The 19,409-nt window shown below is 49.3% G+C and carries 13 protein-coding genes and 2 riboswitches; of the genes, 10 read left to right on the top strand and 3 right to left on the bottom strand.

Annotated elements, in window-relative coordinates; translation table 11 throughout:
- The first annotated feature begins 514 nt into the window (after positions 1–514).
- The gene (locus ACULM0_RS06335; protein WP_463679586.1) at positions 515–2,206 is read left to right on the top strand and encodes a methyl-accepting chemotaxis protein; all 1,692 of its coding nucleotides are present in this window, start codon (positions 515–517) and stop codon (positions 2,204–2,206) included.
- Between the two features lie 232 nt (positions 2,207–2,438).
- On the opposite strand, the gene ACULM0_RS06330 is transcribed toward ACULM0_RS06335, so the two are convergent.
- Entirely contained in the window at positions 2,439–3,419 is a 981-nt protein-coding gene (locus tag ACULM0_RS06330; protein WP_463679585.1) for an NADPH:quinone reductase, read from the bottom strand.
- 865 nt (positions 3,420–4,284) lie between these two features.
- Between ACULM0_RS06330 and ACULM0_RS06325 the strand changes: the two genes are divergently transcribed.
- From ACULM0_RS06325 to ACULM0_RS06285, 9 genes are all read left to right on the top strand, one after another.
- Complete coding sequence (locus tag ACULM0_RS06325; RefSeq protein WP_463679584.1) at positions 4,285–5,592, top strand: YeeE/YedE family protein; 1,308 nt, start codon at positions 4,285–4,287, stop codon at positions 5,590–5,592.
- 89 nt (positions 5,593–5,681) lie between these two features.
- On the top strand, positions 5,682–7,379 hold the full coding sequence (locus ACULM0_RS06320; RefSeq protein ID WP_463679583.1) for an FAD-dependent oxidoreductase: 1,698 nt from the start codon (positions 5,682–5,684) through the stop codon (positions 7,377–7,379).
- A 184-nt stretch (positions 7,380–7,563) separates the two neighbouring features.
- A riboswitch (SAM riboswitch) is annotated at positions 7,564–7,673 on the top strand.
- Between the two features lie 78 nt (positions 7,674–7,751).
- A complete protein-coding gene (metF, locus tag ACULM0_RS06315) occupies positions 7,752–8,675 on the top strand; it encodes a methylenetetrahydrofolate reductase [NAD(P)H] (RefSeq protein ID WP_463679582.1) in 924 nt (307 codons plus the stop codon).
- Positions 8,659–9,342, top strand: coding sequence for a hypothetical protein (locus ACULM0_RS06310; RefSeq protein WP_463679581.1), 684 nt, complete (start codon positions 8,659–8,661; stop codon positions 9,340–9,342). The genes metF and ACULM0_RS06310 overlap by 17 nt, the downstream gene beginning before the upstream one ends.
- Positions 9,339–11,756 carry a homocysteine S-methyltransferase family protein gene (locus ACULM0_RS06305; RefSeq protein WP_463679580.1) on the top strand — a complete coding sequence of 806 codons (2,418 nt, stop codon included), beginning with the start codon at positions 9,339–9,341 and terminating at the stop codon, positions 11,754–11,756. The genes ACULM0_RS06310 and ACULM0_RS06305 overlap by 4 nt, the downstream gene beginning before the upstream one ends.
- Complete coding sequence (locus tag ACULM0_RS06300) at positions 11,746–12,240, top strand: GNAT family N-acetyltransferase (protein ID WP_463679579.1); 495 nt, start codon at positions 11,746–11,748, stop codon at positions 12,238–12,240. Before ACULM0_RS06305 ends, ACULM0_RS06300 begins: the two co-directional genes overlap by 11 nt.
- A gap of 159 nt (positions 12,241–12,399) precedes the next feature.
- Entirely contained in the window at positions 12,400–13,449 is a 1,050-nt protein-coding gene (locus ACULM0_RS06295; RefSeq protein WP_463679578.1) for an IS30 family transposase, read from the top strand.
- 190 nt (positions 13,450–13,639) lie between these two features.
- The gene (locus tag ACULM0_RS06290; protein ID WP_463679577.1) at positions 13,640–13,900 is read left to right on the top strand and encodes a hypothetical protein; all 261 of its coding nucleotides are present in this window, start codon (positions 13,640–13,642) and stop codon (positions 13,898–13,900) included.
- Between the two features lie 247 nt (positions 13,901–14,147).
- Complete coding sequence (locus ACULM0_RS06285; protein WP_463679576.1) at positions 14,148–16,673, top strand: PAS domain S-box protein; 2,526 nt, start codon at positions 14,148–14,150, stop codon at positions 16,671–16,673.
- A 57-nt stretch (positions 16,674–16,730) separates the two neighbouring features.
- Here the strand turns inward: ACULM0_RS06285 and metA are convergent, their stop codons facing one another.
- A complete protein-coding gene (gene metA, locus ACULM0_RS06280; RefSeq protein ID WP_463679575.1) occupies positions 16,731–17,639 on the bottom strand; it encodes a homoserine O-acetyltransferase MetA in 909 nt (302 codons plus the stop codon).
- Positions 17,640–17,643: 4 nt separating this feature from the next.
- The gene (locus ACULM0_RS06275) at positions 17,644–18,939 is read right to left on the bottom strand and encodes an O-acetylhomoserine aminocarboxypropyltransferase/cysteine synthase family protein (RefSeq protein WP_463679574.1); all 1,296 of its coding nucleotides are present in this window, start codon (positions 18,937–18,939) and stop codon (positions 17,644–17,646) included.
- Positions 18,940–19,018: 79 nt separating this feature from the next.
- Positions 19,019–19,122, bottom strand: a riboswitch (SAM riboswitch).
- Positions 19,123–19,409 lie beyond the last annotated feature (287 nt).

Genomic DNA, 19,409 nt, shown 5'->3' with positions numbered 1-19,409 from the left:
CGTGTTTACGGCGTTTTCAGGGGTTTCTTTATTTTTTGTGGTGATTGAGATGATAGATTAGAGCGTTCTTAACGTGAAAAAGAGAAAGAGCCTTATCCTACCCATCCTGATAGCAGTTTAGCTTTTTGCGGTCAAATGTTTGGTGGAATTACTTCTGGTCGAAATTTACAATCATGCACTTATAAAATATACAAAAAATTCCAATTAAGTCTTGCTATTGCTTGCATCTAAGAATATAATATTTGTATATTTACAATATAGAGAATAGATTCTAAATTATGTAAAATATTTCTGTTTCGTTAATCCTCATTTTAAAGAATGACGAGTGGTTAGGAGGTAATAATCCAATCCTATACGCAAGAAAAACACCGCAAAGAAGCTGAAGCAATGAATATCTGTTGAAGATTGATGCGATCAAATTCCCTGTGTTTTTTACGAACAGCCAAGAAAATTACTTGGAACGTCATACCACGTAGCTTAAAAAAGCAATAGGCATTGAGGAGGTTACATTAGGATGAAGTTGACAACTAAGTTTGCATTCATAATACTCTCCATTATTATCGCGATCGGGGTTTTTGGGTACTTAACTGTGAATTCATTGCATGATATTAGTGCAATAACCAATGAGCATCAAAATAGAAATTCACCCGCGATGATTACTTCTTTATCATTACAAAAAGATATAATCCAGATTCAACAATGGCTCACAGATGTATCAGCAACTAGGGGAAAGCCAGGATTTGATGATGGATTTGATATGGCAGAAGAATTCTATCAGAGTGCTAAGAACAGAATTGAAACGCTAAAAGAACTTGGAATTGATCCTGAAATGATTATTACGCTATCTAATAGTTTAGAAGAATTTTACGAAATGGGAATAGTCATGGCAAACACCTATATAGATCAAGGGACTGATGAAGGAAATATCTATATGGAACAATTCGATCCTTTTTCCGAGAGAATGGAACAAAATATTGAAGTGCTTATCATTGAAGCAGAGAACAATTTCATCACAGGAAATCAAGTAATAGCTAGAAAGCTAAGCAGTTTGTATAACCTTTCCATCATGCTATTTAGCATCGTAATGATCGTTTGTCTAGCTGCATTTGCTTTAGTCAAGAAATTTGTGATAAAACCAATAATTGAAGTCACGATGTACGCCCATAAAATTGCTAACTTAGACATAGTAGAAAATATTCCAGAAAGTCTGCAAAACAAGAATGATGAGGTGGGAGAACTTTCAAATGCACTACAGGGCATAACGAATAATCTTAGAAACATTATTAATGAAGTCAAGCAATCATCAGAGCAAATAGCCTCATCATCAGAAAAATTGTCTACTACTTCCAAACAGTCATCACTAGCCGCAGAAGAAGTTGCTCGGACCATCGAAGAAATTGCGAACGGTGCAAATGATCAAGCTAAAGATACGGAAAACACTTACAACACCATGGAACGACTCGCTAGCATAATGGAGGAAAACAGTCAAAGCGTAGAGGATCTGAATGTTGCATTTAAAAGAATAGATTCCCAAAACGATGAAGGCGTTTTCATTCTAGAAGAACTGGTCGGCAAAACAAAAAATGTAAACGCATCGGCAAATCATGTTTATGGGATTATTCTTAGTAACAACGAGAGTGCTGAAAAGATCGAAACGGCCAGTGAGATGATTCAAAATATCGCTGATCAAACCAATCTATTGGCATTAAATGCTGCGATCGAGGCAGCTAGGGCAGGAGAAGCAGGTCGAGGATTCTCGGTGGTTGCAGATGAAATAAGGAAGCTCGCAGAAGAATCAAATCGATTTACGGGTGATATTAAGTCGGTAATCACTGAACTAAAATCAAAATCCGAACTCGCAGTTCGTACAATGGATGGTGTGAAAGTCACTGTAAATGAACAAAGCCAAAGTGTAGAAGCTACTAAAACGAAGTTTGATGCTATAGCCGAGGCAAGTGAATTGATTAAGACGGTCGTGGTGAAGCTAAATGCTTCAGGTAACCTTATGAAGAAAAATAAGGATAATATCATAGAGCTTGTACAAAATCTATCTGCAATATCAGAAGAAAATGCAGCTGGAACTGAAGAGGTGTCAGCATCCATGGAAGAACAAGCCGCAACGATTGAAGAAATTGCTCACATGGGAGAGAGCTTAGCTACTGTGGCTTCAGAATTACGTCATTTGCTTGAGAAGTTTAAAGTTTAAAGCACTTCCACAATTCATCCCACATTTCAATAAGTGGGGGGGTTCATGCGGACGTTCGCTAGAACGAAAGAAAAGAAAGCAATTGCCCCTGAGAGTGCCATGACGAAGGCATTCTCAGGGGCAATTTTATTACACGTTCATCGGCGAGAAAGGTGACGATCATTTCGCATGAGCAGAGCAGGCAGATGAGCAAAACCCTCTCCTAGTGGACGAACTGGATAATTTTGTAGAATCAATCAATCGCTAGGATGATCTTCCCGTGTGCTTTTTGGTTCAAGATCTGCTCGTGCGCGTCTTTTGCATTCTCGATCGGAATTTCATCTCCAACCTGAGGGCGTAATATCCCTGATTGTAGAAAGGCCCCAATGGCAGCAAGACTCTCTTGGTACTCGCTGGGTGGTGCGTTCCAAAGGGCCATGCCCAGAATAGCCGCTTCCTTCATCATGGCCAGCCTAGGGGAGATCTCCAGACTACCGCGGTTACCGACAACGACAATCCGACCATAGGACGAGATGATTTTTAAATCAGTCTCCAAGTTCACATTGGCCAGGAATTCGATGATAGCATCTGGGCCGCGGCCATTGGTCAGGGAGATGATTTCGTCCATGTTCTCTTTCGTCACATGATCGATCGCATGGTCGGCCCCCGAGGCTTTCACCACGAGTTGTCCTTTCTCGGTGCTGGCTGTCCCGATGACCGTGGCCCCCATGCCTTTTGCCATCTGAACGGCCAGAGAACCGACCCCGCCACTGGCACCGTGGATCAAAATGCTTTCACCCGGCTTGATCTTTGCCCTGTGGAACAAAGCACGATAAGCGGCCAAAGCAGGAATCCCCAGCGAGGCCCCCTCCTGATAAGAGATCGTCTCCGGTAGTCGGTGAACAGTATTCGCATCACAAACGACTTTTTGCGCATAGGTGCCTGTATTTCGCTTGGCCAGCAGTGCGGCAACGAAAACCCGATCACCGACGGCCAGGTGATTCACGCCGTCACCAACTGCATCGACGATGCCAGCACCATCGAATCCTGGTGTATAGGGTAGTGTGGGAATTAAAAAGGAATAAGTACCCGTACGGATATACGTTTCATTCGGATTGACACCAGCGGCAAACAAGCGCACGCGTACTTCATCCGTCTGTGGAATGGGTTCGTTAACATCCCTATAGATTAGTACTTCAGGTCCGCCGAATTCAGTCAATTGTATTGCTTTCATCTCACTTCCTCCTTCTGATTTGGTCTTTTAATGATTCTCTTTTTCATAGTACCCAGATTTTTATATGATACCGGTGCGATCTACTCTGCAAGCATGGTCTGATGAAAGAATACACATGCGAACCCTTTATATATTTTGTGATAGGGGTAAGGATAACGAAAACGTAGGTGAGGATTGTGCTATTAGAAAAACTGGGTCAGAAAAGGTTTCTTTAATAGTGGGCTTTTATTGAAGGGATTCAATTGACAGGTTCCAGTCCTGAATGTTAAAGTTTTCATAAAGTGGTCGAGGTTTTCTGCAACTACTATGAAAAAAGTGGAACCATGGTGTCCACAGAGTAGGAGCAGGACGTTCGTAGGGTGGATGACCGATAGGTCGCGGCCCATGCCGGTCCAACCCGTGGAGCAGAGAGCAAAGGCTTCGAACGTATGGAGAATCGACCCAAGTGGTGAATACATTATTTTCAGATAGGAAACGTATACCATCGATTGTGAAGGCATCGTCAAACTAGGAAAGGAGGATGACGCATTCTCGTATCGCTTTTAAATCGGGCCCAGAGGAGCCCAAGACACTCCCCAATAGTTCGTTTATTGCGTTCACTACGAGAATCGTACGCTAGCAATCTCCTGTGAACGTACTAGGACGAGTCAAGAATATTCCATTAACAGTTGGCAAAGATCGGAGAGACTCATGGAGAAGGGGCCCGCGTTCGCTTTGGATAGTTCAGATCATTTTTTCATGCATCTTTCATTCTAAAAATGATTCCAAAGTGTGAGTGCGTAAACGTGTCACTTCGAGAGAATGTCCGGATCAGTTCAATGAAAGCAAGAGTTTGGAGGAAACAATGAATAAAGGAGAAAGAATTATGGTATCGGAGCAATCCATCACGAGGGGAGCCGATTCAGTAACCATGGAAAAAGCGGAAAGAATTCTAGGGTTTGTCTTGTTGGGCCTGTTGTTGTTCATTGGAAAATCGATGTTGGTTTCCAATATGATATTCTTCCGATTGGTCGTCGGGATTGGACTAGGGTACGCGCTTTCTAGAGCATACACAGGCTTTGCAGGAAGCGTGAACAGGGCGTTGAACGCAGGTTCTACGAAACTGATGCGCGCCATGATGTTCATGTTCTTTATCTCTGCCGTGATCACGGCGGGGCTACTTTTCAACAACGATGTGACTTCTTACGGTCTCTGGATCAACCCGATCAACCTTGGATTGATTTTGGGAGGAATTTCCTTTGGTTACGGTATGGGCTTTTCCACGTGTTGTGCTTCTGGTGTGATGACGGACCTCGTAACGGGACTTCCGCGAGCCTTTGTCACCTTGATTTTCTTCATGCTCGGTGTGTTCGTCGGGTTTCCGATTCAGAATCGTGCTTCGATTGTTCGGGACTCCTGGTTCACGTCGGAGACGGGGCTTAACTTCAAAAATGGCGTATTTTTACCGGACCTCTTTCAATGGGATGGAATGGGCGGTTACCTCGGCGCACTGGGCCTGATCGCAGTGTTCTGCGGTATCGTGATCTACCTTTCGTTCCTTTACGAAAAAAAGAGAAAGCAGACAGGCACGTACAAAGGACTCGATATCGAGCGCCTGCAGGATACATCCGAACCTTTTGACCCCACGAATTTCAAAGTCCTCAGTGAAGATACCTATTACCGTGTCTTCGCTAAACCATGGACACTCTTGCAGGGTGGTCTGGTATTGGCCCTGCTCTACACGGTCCTCATGGGCGTAACACGCTCCGGTTGGGGCGCGTCGACACCTTACGGTCTATGGTGGGGCAAGATCATGATGGTCTTCGGCACACCTGTGGACAGTATCGCGAACTTCACGAAGATGAAACCGTCGGCCTTTTTACTCCCGTTCTTTGAGCATCCCGTATCCGTACAGAACTTCGGGATCATCATGGGGACCTTGGTCTTCATGCTCACCGCCGGTCAGTTCAAAAAGATGTTCACCGCAGAGCTGAAGGTGACACCGAAAGAAGTCGTACTGTTCGCCATGGGTGGCTTCTTCATGGGCTTCGGAACGAGACTCGCCAATGGATGCAACGTGGGAGCACTCTACACGCCGATCGCCAATTTATCGCTTTCCGGTTGGTTTTTCCTCGTGGCTATGGTCGTCGGAGGAGTCATCGGTAAGAAAGTCGCCAACTTGGTGAAAGCATAAGCAGCTTGGTATCAAAACCATCTCCCCTTCAGTAGGGAGGGGGAGAACTACATATAAATATAGAGAACGCGGAAAGAGGAGGCGTACCAATGAGCAAAAGAATTTTGATCGTGGGTGGCGTAGCGGGAGGCGCATCAGTTGCCGCACGTGTGAGACGAATTGATGAACAAGCAGAAGTGGTCATGTTCGAGAGAGGTCCCAATGTTTCTTTTTCAAACTGCTCACTGCCCTACCATCTGTCGGGTATCGTGCCGGAAGCTGACGACCTTGTGTTGATGTGCCCTGATATGTTTGATAAGCAGTACAATATCGAAGCGCGTGTTAACTCAGAAGTCATCAAGGTCATGCGAGATGAGAAGAAAATTCTCGTGAAAAATCTCGTGACGAATGAAGAATACGAGGAAAGCTATGACAAGCTGGTGCTCTCACCCGGAGCCAATGCGATTTTACCGCGTAGCATCGAGGGGATCACGGGTGAAAACGTATTCGTCGTGAGAAACGTTGTGGATATTCGCAAGCTCCAGGGATACATCAACGAGAACAAGATCCAGGATGTTGCTGTTGTCGGTGGTGGTTTCATCGGTTGTGAAGTGGCTGAGAACCTCGAGATGGCTGGAAAGAATGTAACCCTGATCGAAGCCCAGGATCAAATTATGGCTCCTTTTGACTACGACATGGCCCAACTCCTCCATAAAGAAATGCACGACAATGGAATCGATCTCGTTCTCTCCGATGGTGTCTCTAAGATTACCAAAGGAGAAGTGGAATTGGCTTCTGATAAAAAAATCAAGGCCGATGCTGTGATCATGGCTATTGGTATCGCACCGGAAACATCCTTAGCCGTAGACGCTGGTCTGGAGATCGGTGCAACGCGTGGAATCAAGGTCGATCACAATTACCTGACGAACGATCCAGATATCTACGCTGTCGGTGACGCGATCGAAGTCTTCCACAAGATCACGGGCAAACCCACGCGATTGGCTCTCGCTGGCCCCGCCCAGCGACAGGCGAGAGCTGCGGCTGATCATATGTACGGCATCCACCACAACAATAACGGTGTCATCGGTTCTTCCGTTGTTCAGATCTTTGAGCTGGGTGCTGCCTCCACGGGCCTCAACGAAAAAACCTGCCAGGCCGCTGGACTCAGCTACGATGTGGCTTATGTGATTCCTGGTGATATGGTGGGTCTGATGCCCGAGTGTAGCCCTATGCATTTCAAGCTGATCTACGAATACCCGACGGGTAAAATCCTCGGCGCACAGGCCATCGGTGTCGGCAACGTGGATAAACGCATCGATGTCATCGCCACGATGATCACCATGGGTGGGACACTCGAAGACCTCAAAGAACTCGAGCTTTGCTACGCTCCTCCCTTTGGAACGGCGAAAGATGTCGTGAACTTTGCTGCCCTCGTAGGTCTGAACTTGCTCTACGGTAAGTTCAACCAGGTGCGCGTATCCGAAGTGAGGAACCTCGTGGAAAGCGACGCCTTCATCATCGACGTACGCGAGCCCGACGAGTTCGCAGAGGGTCACCTCGTGAACTCTGTGAACATCCCGCTCAGCGAGATCCGCAATCGCCTCGATGAGATTCCGAAGGACCAACCCGTGTACCTACACTGCCGCTCTGCGCAGCGTAGCTACAATGCGGTACTGGCTCTCCAGGGTAACGGGTTTGACAACGTGTGCAACATTTCGGGCTCTTATCTGGGCATTTGTTGTCACGAGTACTTCCGCGATCAGACTACGGATCGCGAAAAGATCGTTACCGCTTACAACTTTAATTAGTCATAACCGGACCCTCCACAATGGAGGGTCTTTTTTCAACAGAAACCATGAGAAAGTCGGCGGGCCTCCTACGAGCGTCGGTTGCGAAGAAATTGGAAGGTTTCTCATCTGATCACTTGTCTGCAGGTGCCAATCTGTGGTAGGATGACTATCAATTAGAACCATTCAGACAATTGCATCGCATTTCTTATCAAGAGAGGCCGAGAGACAGGCTCGATGACGCCCGGCAACCAGCTGTTCCTAAGCATGGTGCTAAATCCTGCATTCCCCGATAAGGGGAATGAAAGATGAGAGCGTCAGATTATAAGATCAAGCGTCGCTTTCTATCAATAGAAAGCGACGCTTTTTTATTTCAGTAGAGGAGGAGAGACCATGTACATCCACGAGCTTGCGAAAAGCAACAAACCACTGATTTCTTTCGAAGTCTTCCCACCGAAGCGAAAGGGTGATCTCAGATCGGTCTATCGCACGATTGAGGAGTTATCCGATCTTTCTCCGGATTTCTGTAGTGTAACCTACGGAGCTGCAGGATCAGAGCGTGGCGAGGGAACCCTGCGTATCGCCGACTGGATCCAAAGGGAGGTAGGAATAGATGCTCTCGCCCACCTGACCTGTGTGGGAGCCACCCGTGAAGAGATGGAAAGGGTGCTCGACACTTTTTCCGAGCGCGGCATCCGTAATATCCTGGCCCTAAGGGGGGATCGTCCGGAGACGGAAGGACCTTTCACATCGGACTTCCACCACGCTTCCGATTTGATTCGGATGATTCGCAAGCGCGAGGCTTTCTCCATTGGCGCCGCCTGTTATCCGGAGGGGCATGTGGAAGCGAAGAGCCTCACAGCCGATCTTCTGCACCTGCGCGAGAAAGCGGGCGCCGGAACCGATTTCTTAATCAGCCAACTGTTTTTTGATAACGAGAAGTTCTATGATTTTCGCAAGGAAATGCGCTCGATCGATATCCATTCTCCTCTGTTCGCAGGGATCATGCCGGTGCTCAATAGACGTCAGATCGAGCGGATGGTGGCGCTCAGCGGCGCCACCTTACCCCCGAAATTCAGGAAAGTACTCATGCGCTACGAGCATGACCCGGATGCACTGCTCGATGCTGGAATAGCCTATGCCGTCGAGCAAATCGTCGACTTGTTCTCCAGTGGGGTTGATGGGATCCATCTGTATGTGATGAATAAACCGGAGGTTGCCCGTCGTTTGGTTCGATCGACACAGAGTATCGTCAAGATGCTCAAGGCGGAGAAATCCGGTGAAAGCAGTGTGAAGCCATATGCTCAAGAAGCGTAAAGAACGCATGCGAGAACAGATCGATCGCACTGCCCTCCTCTCCTACCTACACCATGGGGGAGCAGGACTCCATTCAGAACAGGAAATGGCCATTGAAACGGCCATCGATGAGGTCATCGCAATTTCGAATCCGCGGGCCATCGCTCACGTCTTTCGACTGGCTAGCGTGGAAAAGGGTGTAGCGCTCCAAGAGGGGCCGACCCTCTTATCGCAAGATCTCGCCCGAACGCTTACAGGTGCTGAGGAGGTGGCGGTCGTGGCCTGCACCTTGGGCCACGAAGTCATGCGACAGATCAAGAAGCGCATGATGACACGTCCCTCGGAGGGTGTTCTTTTCGATGCCGCTGCCTCTGCCTTGGTCGAAGCGCTGGCCGAAGTGATCCACAGGGATTTGCCCCGATCCAAAGAACAAACTGTTGGGATACGCTACAGTCCCGGATACGGCGACCTGTCGTTGGAAAGTCAAGAGGAGCTACTTGCGCTGATCGGCGCACAAGAACGACTGGGGATTCACACCAACGCAGGGCATCTGATGATTCCAGAGAAGTCGATTTTATTTCTGGTGGGTATCGGACCAGAAGGTTTGATGCAAACATCGGTAGCTTGTGACCACCGATGTTTGCAATGCGATGCAAAGCTATGTCTGACAGAAAGGAGTCGCACATGAATCGATTCATTGAGCAGCTCAAAAGAGGGATCATCGTTTTTGACGGCGCTATGGGAACGGCTCTACAGAAAAAAGGCTTACCACATGGCATGCTACCGGAGGCTGTGGCTATCGAGCACCCCGATTGGCTAGAAGAAGTCCACAGGGCGCATCTACTGGCAGGTGCCGATGTGATCACTACAGCAACTTTCGGTGCGAACGCAATCAAGTTGAAAAAGGGCGGGTTCACGCCTGAAGAAGTCATTCCGAAGGCGGTGGCCTGTGCACGGAAGGCCATTGACCAACTTGGAGCAGATGATAAGGAACGATTTATAGCCCTCGATCTAGGCCCGATCGGCGGTCTCATGGCCCCTTACGGCGACCTGGATTTCGACGAAGCCTACACTCTGTACGCTGAACAAGTGAAACTGGGCGTCTCCGCTGGCGTGGATCTGATGCTTATCGAAACACAGACCGATCTACAGGAAGCGCGCTGTGCACTCTTGGCGACAAAAGACCATACAGACCTACCGGTGATTGTCACCATGAGCATTGAAGAGAGCGGTCGTACTTTCATGGGAACAGACACGGAGACCATGGCCACCGTTCTCGAGGGCATGGGCGCCACGGCCATCGGACTGAACTGTTCCTTTGGACCCGAGGGGCTCTTGTCCCATATTGAGAATCTTCTCAGCAGCACGCATCTACCGATCATGGTCCAACCGAATGCCGGCCTCCCCACGGTTCGATTCGGACAAACTGTTTACGAAAAGCCGGATGCGGCTTTCCTTTTTCATGCGCGCACTTTTTTTGATCGGGGTGTTTCGATCATGGGCGGTTGCTGTGGGACCACGGCAGAGCACATCCAACTGATCCGACAGGCTGCGGATCAAGCGCCTTTGGTAGAGAGAAGGATCTCGCATATCGCCCGGCTGGCCTCCCATCGCCGTGTTGTCCGCTTGGCGCAAGGGCCACTGATCGTTGGAGAACGGATCAACCCCACCGGACGTCCGGCCATGAAGGAAGCTCTGAAAGCAGAGCGCTTCGATTATCTCATCGAGGAAGCGATTCGTCAGGTAGAAGAAGGTGCCGATCTGCTCGATGTGAACATCGGGCTCCCGGGTATCGATGAAGTGGCGCTTTTACCACGGCTGGTCATGGAACTGCAGACGGTGGTCGATGTGCCTCTTGTGCTCGACTCCTCTGATCCAAAGGCTCTCGAAGCTGCGCTCAGGGTCTACCAAGGAAAAGCACTGATCAACTCAGTGAGCGGGAAAGTGAATAGCCTCGATCACATACTCCCACTGGTCAAACGCTTCGGGGCATCGGTGGTCGGCTTGTTACTCGATGACAGCGGACTACCGGAAACGGTAGACGAGCGATTGGAGATCGCCAGACAGATCCTAAAAAAAGCTACCGCGCTCGGCGTTCATCCGAAGGATCTTGTCATGGATTGCCTCACCCTGCCCGCTGGAGCCAAGCAGGAACAGGTCGAGCCTACACTAGAGGCACTTGAGCGCGTCAAAGCGACATACGATGTGCACACCATCTTGGGCGTGAGCAACATCTCCTTTGGCCTACCGAACCGTGAGGCGATCACCCGCACCTTCACAGCCCTCGCCATCAGCAAGGGTCTCGACCTGGTCATCGCCAACCCTGGGCAGGCTTCTGTTGTGGAGACGGTTCATGCCGCCCGTTTGCTCCGGGGAACGGATGTGGACGGAAGAGGGTTCATCGACCGATATGGAAAATCTAACGACGATTCATCGACTCAGTCTGAGACCATCATGATGACGATGTCAGAGGCCATTAGGGCGGGGCACACGAGAGCGGCCTTGCGTGCGCTCGATGAACTACTGGAAGAGAAAGATCCCCTGGAGATTATCAACGATGAGATGATTCCGGCTCTCAACGTCGTCGGGGAACAATATGAGGAGGGAAAACTCTTTTTGCCGCAACTGATCCGGTCGGCGGAGGTGGCCAAGGAGATTTTTGCGGTCCTCAAGGTAAAAATGGCACAGGCAGGGCAAGAAGAAGGGCCCAGCAAGAAGATTCTTTTGGCCACTGTGGCACACGATGTACATGATATCGGTAAGAACATCTTGAAGGTTGTGCTCGAAAACTACGGGTACACGGTCGTTGATCTGGGCAAAGATGTCCCTGCGTCAAGAATCCTAGAGGTTTGTCGACAAGAGGAAATTCCCCTCGTCGGTCTCAGCGCCCTCATGACCACCACTGTGACCAGTATGCAAGAGACGATCGCATTGATCAAAGACCAGCTTCCCAACACTCGCGTGATTGTGGGAGGGGCTGTGCTCGATGCACAGTATGCTCAGACGATCGGTGCCGATGCCTACGGACAAGACCCCATGGAGATGGTACGTTATGCAGAAGCATTATTCCAGCAGGAGAGGAGCCCTTCCAATGAACGCTAAGATCAGAACATTTGAGGAGAAGGATCTCGAGTGGGTCATCCGACGCCACGTGGCCATCTATGGTGAGGAAGAGGGATTCGACGATACCTTTGAGCGTTATGTGGCGGAGCCTTTGACAGCGTTCTGGGCTGACTTTGATGCTGAGCAGGAGAATCTCTGGATTGCCGAGGTAGAGGGGTCGCCCGTGGGCGCCGTGGCCATCGTGAAGGCACCGGAGGGATGGGCTCAGCTCAGGTGGTTTTTCCTCGATCGCGAGGCCAGGGGGCGGGGAATCGGGACCAACCTCTTACGAGAGGCCGTGGCCTTTAGTCGTGAAAAGTACTATGCCGGGATCTTACTTTGGACGGTAAGTCAGCTCCTACCCGCAAGAGCCCTTTACGCTCGTTTTGGGTTTGTGAAAATGGAAGAAGTACCGCACCAGATTTGGGGACAAGATTTGGTAGAGGAACGATGGGAGCTGATCTTAGAAAAGGCGGAGCGATAAAAATCCAGTGGCTCTCCCTCGTACCCACTTCATCGGGTACAAGCAATGCGTGAATAATATGCTTGATTGTAAAATGAAATTGAAACAATAAAAAATCCATAGTGTGCCAACCTGTAATATAATTAGTTCACCACAAACAATTATAAGGAGGGCATCACTATGGATACCATCAATGATACACCAGTTGACCGAAAGAATAAACATCTAAGTGCATTTGAGCGGGGTGAAATTGCATCTCTGCTCAAAGAGGGCTACAGCGCTTATGCCATCGCAAAGAAGCTAGGACGAGCGTATAACACGATTCGAGTCGAGCTCGAAAGAGGTACTGTCACCCAGATCAAAAACGACCGCGAGGTAAAGATCTACTATCCAGATACCGGCCAGCTCATTTACGAGCGTAATCGGGAAAACTCGAAGAAACAATACAAGCTGCTCCAGGTCAGAGCTTTCATCAAGCATGTAATGAAACAGTTCAGAAAGAGCAAACATTCGATCGACGCCATCGTTGGGCAAGCTCGAAAACTAGGGCTTTTCGCACCCTCAGAAATGGTCTGTACGAAGACCCTTTACAACTATATCGACCTAGGCCTTCTTGAGATCATCAACCTTGATCTCCCTCTGAAAGTTCGTCGTTCGAGTAAACCCGCTCGCGTACGGCAGAATAAGCTCAAGCTAGGGACAAGTATCGAAGAACGCCCAGAACATATCAATGACCGCAGCGAATTCGGACATTGGGAGATTGACACGGTCATCGGCAAGAAGACCACGGGAGAGCCTGTACTCTTGACGCTCACAGAGAGGCAGACGCGTTATGAGTTGATCATCAAGATACCCAGTAAAACGGCACACGCCGTTATGGAGGCTCTAGAGGAGTTGACTATCACATTTGGAGCGTTCACCCCGAAGGTCTTCAAAAGCATCACGAGTGATAATGGCACCGAGTTCTCAGGTTTAGCTTCACTAGAGGAGCACATCAAAACCAGCGTCTACTTCGCTCATCCCTATACCTCAGGTGAGCGTGGCACTAACGAGCGGCATAACGGAATGATCAGGAGGTTCATCCCAAAAGGGAAAAGCCTAAATGACTTCTCTGCTGAGTATATTGCTTGGATCGAGCTCTGGTGTAACACATTGCCTCGCAAAATCCTGGGGTATAGCACCCCTGAAGAAGCCTTTGAGGAAAAACTAGGATTACTTAGATGCAGTTAGATTAGTCCATCGGTTACATATTGGCTCACTATTTCAATTTGCTATTGCAATCGAGGGCGTGAATAATATTCATATAAATATATAATTATGCATTGACAATCCCTGCACACGTGGTATAATTACCATTAAATAAAGTGTTTATGCAAACGGATGCATAAATTATGATGTGTGGAGAGGAAGGGTGATCTTTATGAAACAGTATCTATTGCTCGAGAACGGTCTACAGCTACAGTGCTCGATACCAGTTGAAGAAAATATGGTGGGTTGCGTCATGAAGAAGGATGGTGCGAGCTGGGAACTAACCTGCGGTGAGTTGGGTGCCTTTGCTATCGATGCTGGTCCATACAGCCTCTTGTCTTTTGATCAGATGATGGGCAAATATGTAATCGATGAATTGCCGGTAGAGTATCATCTCCATGATTTAAAGACCATGATACCAAAGGCAAATTAATATGAAAGAAATCGAGCGGCGAAGACATACAATTGACTGAACACCTTTTCCTCATGATATTTTTGAGAAAGAGGTGTTTTTTGTTGCATTGGTTCAGATCGGCCCCTGCGCTCTTTGGGTATTGAGAGAAAAATCTGATTCCTATGGCATTTGTAGGAAGTCGACATAGCGATTTCAGCTTTTTATAGGTATAATAGAATTAGAAGCTTTCAAATTATTCGAGAAGATCGATAAGGTTGGTGAAAGTATGCTCAGAGATCGACATGATGAAGTGCTTTTTGAATTCTCATTTGATGCCATTGCTCGTGTGGATCGGGAGCATCGGATTGTTGCTGTCAACAAGAGCTTCGTCGAGCTATTCGGATATGATGAAGAAGAGTTGATCGGGCGTGATCTCGACCGGATCATCGTCGATGAGGCGGGCTACCAGAAGGCAAAGTATTGGTCTGATCGCATCGAGGATCGACGCGTGTACATAGAATCTGCAGTGCGTTACACCAAGTTCGGTCAATCGCTCGAAGTAATCGTAGCGGCGATCCCCGTGGTCGGGGTGAAAAAGGTCGAGGGGGCCTTTGTGATCTATCGGGATATCACGGAAGAGAATCGCTCCCGTTTGGAAATGATCAAGCAAAATCGGATCTTCGAGTCGCTCTTCTCCAATGCCACCGATGCTATCGTTCGCATCGATACAGAGGAGCGTGTGTTGGAGATCAATGAGGTCTTCGAGCGTACCTTTGGATACAGCATAGATGAGATCCGCGGAATGGTCGTAGATCCCCTGATCGCGGGGCCACAGGAAGTGGAGCGTAACACGGCGCTCACGAAAACCCTGCTCGATGGAGAAAAGGTATCGGCCGAAGGAATACGTTGTGATAAGGAGGGGCATGGAAGGACCTTCCTCGTTCAGGGTGTGCCGATTATGTTCGAGGGGAAGGCGATCGGTGGCTACGGTATTTATACTGACATCACGGAACTGAAACGTGCGGAGAAGGAGATCGAATCTCAAAAAATCAATTTTGAAGCGCTTTTTAAAAATTCTTCCGATGCGATCGTCCGCATTGATACACAACAGAGGATCTTGGACATCAACGAAACCTTCGCGGAGATCTTTGGGTACACTTTAGTAGAAATCAGGGGTATGCGGATCGACGACTTGATTGCTCCGGAGAACTTGGAGAAAGAAAACCGAGGACTGACCGACATTCTCTTGGCGGGAGAACAGATTGCTGTGGAAGGGTACCGCAGGACCAAAGGCGATCTCATGAAGGAGTTCTCGGTGCGTGGTGTGCCGATCATCGTCGAGGGAGAAGTGGTGGGTGGTTACGGCATTTACAGTGATATCACGGCGCGAAAGATGGCTGAGCGTGAGCTGGCGACCCAGAAAATCACTTCAGAAGCATTGTTCACGAATTCTTCCGATGCGATAGTTCGTTTCGATAAGGAACACCGCATCCTGGAGATCAATGATCAGTTCACCCAGCTTTTCCAGTACGCCATAGAGGATGTGATCGCTCGGAAAATCGATGAAGTGATTATCAATCGGGCCCACCGAAAATACACTGAGAATTTGACGACGATTCTCCTGCGCGGGAACAAGATCGCAGAAGAAGGGGTACGGTACGGTAAGAATGACAAGCCTGTTGACGTTAGTATCAAAGGTGTTCCCATCATTGTAAACGGACAGGTGGTGGGTGGTTACGGTATCTACACGGATATCACGGACCGCAAGCGAACAGAGGAAGAAATCCTGTACGTGAGTTACCACGATGAGCTCACGGGTTTGTACAATCGCAGGTTTTTTGAGGAAGAATCACAACGCCTCGATGCCGAGCGGAATTATCCCATCGGAATCATCATGGCGGATGTCAACGGACTGAAGCTGACGAACGATGCCTTCGGTCATGATGCGGGGGATGAACTGCTCAAGCGCATCGGTGGGGTCCTGCGCGATCACTGCCGTTCCGATGAGATCATCGCACGGCTAGGTGGTGATGAGTTTGTGATTTTGCTGCCGCACGCGGCGGAGGAGGATCTGCTGACGATTGCGACTCGCATTCAGTTGGCGTGTCGTCATGAGACCGTGCGCTCTATTCCGCTTTCGGTTTCCACAGGATGGGCGACGAAAACACAACCGGAGGAAGCGATTTCGGACCTACTGAAACGAGCTGAGGAGAAAATGTATCGGCATAAGCTGGTAGAAAGCCCTCGGTACAAATCAGGCATCTTCAAGATGATCATGAAGCACCTTCATGAGACGACCCCGGGGGAAGAACAGCACGCCCGAAGAGTCAGTGATCTAGCCGGTCGATTGGCCGATGCACTGGGTTATGAACCCCATGTGGTGGAAGATCTGAGGCAGATTGGATGGTACCATGATATCGGTAAGATTGCCCTATCGAAGGAGACCCTGATGTGTCCCGGGGAACTGAGCGTGAAACAGTGGAGAGAAGTACAGCGTCATCCTGAGATCGGCTATCGCATCATGAACTCCGTTCACGAGATGACAGAGTTTGCAGAGATCATCCTATCTCATCATGAACGCTATGACGGAACAGGCTACCCCAAGGGGCTGACGGGGGAACGGATCCCTGTAGAAGCACGCATGATCGCCCTTTGTGATGCCTATGATGCGATGACCACTGAGCGCCCCTATCGCCCGGCAATGACCTTTGGAGAGGCGATCGAGGAGATCGAGGCCCATGCCGGTAGTCAGTTCGATCCGGATATCGCCCGGGTCTTCGTCAACCTAGTCCAGACTGAAACCCAGGAATAGAAAACTGATGCGGCGCATGTTCCGGTAAATCCAGAACATGCGCCGCATTTTTTCTCTTCAATCGAGATGAAAAGGTGTTTCTTGGTAGACGTGATAATTCAGCCAGTTGGAAAAGAGTAGGTTGGCATGAGACCGCCAACGAACGACCGGCGGTTGGTCGGGATCATCTTTCCGGTAGTAGTGTTTCGGGGGTGCGATGGATAGTCCCCTGCCCAGGTCCCGGCGGTATTCTTTATCCAGCGTATCGGGATCATACTCCAAATGACCGGTTACGTAGATCTGACGTTCGTCACGGCTCATCACAATCCCTGCGCCCACTTCTTCGGAATCGCCGAGTACCACGAGATCCTGGTGCTTATTGATTTCTTCGGTCTTTACTTCAGTGTGCCTGGAATGAGGAACGGCGAAGAGATCATCGAAACCCCTCAAAAGTGGATAGGGATGTGGATGGATGTAGTGATCGAAAACACCGAAGGCTTTCTCGGGCAGAGGATGCTTTTCAATACCATACCGATGATAGAGAGCAGCCTGAGCTCCCCAGCAGATGTGAAGGGTGGAGGTCACATGATCTCGAGCGTAATCCAAGATCTCCGTGAACTCTTGCCAGTAGTCTACCTCCGAAAAAGGGAGTGTTTCCACTGGTGCGCCTGTGATAATCATCCCGTCGAAATGACGGTGACGTATGGCTTCGAAGGCTGTGTAGAAACGAAGCAGATGCTCTCGAGAGACGTTGGTCGGTTGATAAGAAGAGGTCTGGAGAAGGGTGACCTCTACCTGCAAGGGGGTATTGCCAATCAATCGGAGCAACTGTGTTTCGGTCTCGATCTTTGTAGGCATCAAATTGAGAATCACGATCTGAAGTGGCCGGATGTCCTGGTGGATGGCCCGGCCTTCCTTCATGACGAAAATATTTTCCTCCCGGAGGGTGGTTGCGGCGGGTAGGGATTCGGGAATCACGATGGGCATGGGGTCACTCCCTTTCTGTGGTGGCGATTGCGAGCGCCTTGTCCATATCCTCCAGAATATCCTGAAGATCTTCAATGCCCACAGAGACGCGGATGAGATCCGGCAGTACACCTGAGGCCCTTTGTTCTTCTTCGGTCAATTGACGATGCGTTGTACTGGCCGGATGGCTGACCAGGGTACGGGTGTCCCCCAGGTTCGTCACATGTGTGGCCAATGCTACATTGTCGATGAAAACCTTGCTGGAGGTGGCTCCACCTTTGACTCCAAAGGTCAAGATACCCCCCACACCATCCGGCATCCACTGGGTGGCCAGGGCATGACTGTCGTGACTAGCTAGACCCGGATAACAGACCCAACTGACATCGGGATGCTTTTCAAGATGACGGGCGAGGCCCAGAGCATTCTCACAGTGTTTCTTGATTCTAAGCGGTAGTGTCTCCATACCCTGTGAGATCAGAAAAGCATTGAAGGGAGAAATGGTGGGACCGAGGTCACGCAGAAGCTGAACGCGAGCTTTGACAATATAGGCAGCGGATCCGAAGGTATCTACATAGCGCATGCCGTGATAGCTAGGATCGGGTTCCGTTAGTCCCGGGAATTTTTCTGGATCCCACTCGAAACCCCCACCGTCCACAATCACCCCTCCCATGCTGTTACCGTGTCCCCCCAGGTATTTTGTTGCGGAGTGTACAACAATATGTGCGCCCAGTTCGAGGGGGCGGCACAAGATGGGCGTCGCGAAGGTGTTATCGATGACCAGTGGGACGTTGAATTTTTCCGAGAGGGCTGAGAATTTTTTGAAATCCAGTAGATTAAGGCCCGGGTTGCCGATGGTCTCCGCAAAGAGAGCCCGCGTCTCGGGGCGAAATGCCTGCGCGATAGTCTCGAGAGAGGCATCGGGGTCCACGAAGGTCACTTCAATGCCCATTTTTGCAAAGGTGTTTGCGAAGAGACTATAGCTTCCACCGTAGAGTGTATTGGCAGCCACGATGTGTTGCCCCGAGGTACAGATATTGAGCAGCGCCAGGGTAGTGGCTGCTTGGCCAGAGGCAGTGGCCAGTGCGCCCACACCTCCTTCGAGCGCTGCGATCTTCTGTTCGAAGGCATCGTTCGTCGGGTTGTTGATCCGTGTGTAGATGTTGCCGCCCTCTTCAAGATTGAACAATCGTGCGGCGTGGTCTGCGTCCTGAAAAGCATAGGCCGTCGTCTGGTAGATGGGGGGGAGCATGGCTCCTGTAGCATCCGGTCGATAGGACCCGTGCACTGCAATGGTTGCTAGCTGTTTACTTTGAACGGTCATCTCGTTTTCCTCCTTATCACAAAAAAAGCACATCTTCCCGGCAAAAAGGAGAAGATGCGCTTGGTCAAGCACTTCGTTCCTTTCATCTGCCAGATAACTTCTGCTGGAATTAGCACCGTTTCGAACGAGTCGATGGTTGCTGAGGTGTCGTAGGGCCAGTCCCTCAACCTCTCTGGATGAAAAGCGTATTGAATTTGATGTCTATGATAACAGGTTGCAAGAAGGCTTGTCAATTCGTTTTCGAAAAATTGCGTCAAAACAAGGGCGTGCAATCGTTTTCCAGATTCAAAACGCTGCAGTGTAGTGAAATGCAAGCTTTGCGACGGTTGGCACAGGTCTTAAACACCCTGTTGAAATCTCGACATTTCCGTTGACAGGCACCAGAGGTGCTGTTAGAATATTCAGTAATTACCTCGAAAGCCAATGCGGAAGACATGAGGCACAGCGCCAGTACGTTCAACAGAGAGTCG

It is taken from the genome of Halotolerantifilum yawarlongkerapense, assembly GCF_054506745.1.
The sequence above is the reverse complement of the archived record's forward strand: the minus strand, read 5'-3'. Positions and strand labels throughout refer to the sequence as shown.

Excerpts from the sequence above, each read along its gene's own strand:
- ACULM0_RS06335 (WP_463679586.1), top strand. The coding sequence starts at position 515 with ATGAAGTTGACAACTAAGTTTGCATTCATAATACTCTCCATTATTATC.
- ACULM0_RS06330 (WP_463679585.1), bottom strand. The coding sequence starts at position 3,419 with ATGAAAGCAATACAATTGACTGAATTCGGCGGACCTGAAGTACTAATC.
- ACULM0_RS06325 (WP_463679584.1), top strand. The coding sequence starts at position 4,285 with ATGGTATCGGAGCAATCCATCACGAGGGGAGCCGATTCAGTAACCATG.
- ACULM0_RS06320 (WP_463679583.1), top strand. The coding sequence starts at position 5,682 with ATGAGCAAAAGAATTTTGATCGTGGGTGGCGTAGCGGGAGGCGCATCA.
- metF (WP_463679582.1), top strand. The coding sequence starts at position 7,752 with ATGTACATCCACGAGCTTGCGAAAAGCAACAAACCACTGATTTCTTTC.
- ACULM0_RS06310 (WP_463679581.1), top strand. The coding sequence starts at position 8,659 with ATGCTCAAGAAGCGTAAAGAACGCATGCGAGAACAGATCGATCGCACT.
- ACULM0_RS06305 (WP_463679580.1), top strand. The coding sequence starts at position 9,339 with ATGAATCGATTCATTGAGCAGCTCAAAAGAGGGATCATCGTTTTTGAC.
- ACULM0_RS06300 (WP_463679579.1), top strand. The coding sequence starts at position 11,746 with ATGAACGCTAAGATCAGAACATTTGAGGAGAAGGATCTCGAGTGGGTC.
- ACULM0_RS06295 (WP_463679578.1), top strand. The coding sequence starts at position 12,400 with ATGGATACCATCAATGATACACCAGTTGACCGAAAGAATAAACATCTA.
- ACULM0_RS06290 (WP_463679577.1), top strand. The coding sequence starts at position 13,640 with ATGAAACAGTATCTATTGCTCGAGAACGGTCTACAGCTACAGTGCTCG.
- ACULM0_RS06285 (WP_463679576.1), top strand. The coding sequence starts at position 14,148 with ATGCTCAGAGATCGACATGATGAAGTGCTTTTTGAATTCTCATTTGAT.
- metA (WP_463679575.1), bottom strand. The coding sequence starts at position 17,639 with ATGCCCATCGTGATTCCCGAATCCCTACCCGCCGCAACCACCCTCCGG.
- ACULM0_RS06275 (WP_463679574.1), bottom strand. The coding sequence starts at position 18,939 with ATGACCGTTCAAAGTAAACAGCTAGCAACCATTGCAGTGCACGGGTCC.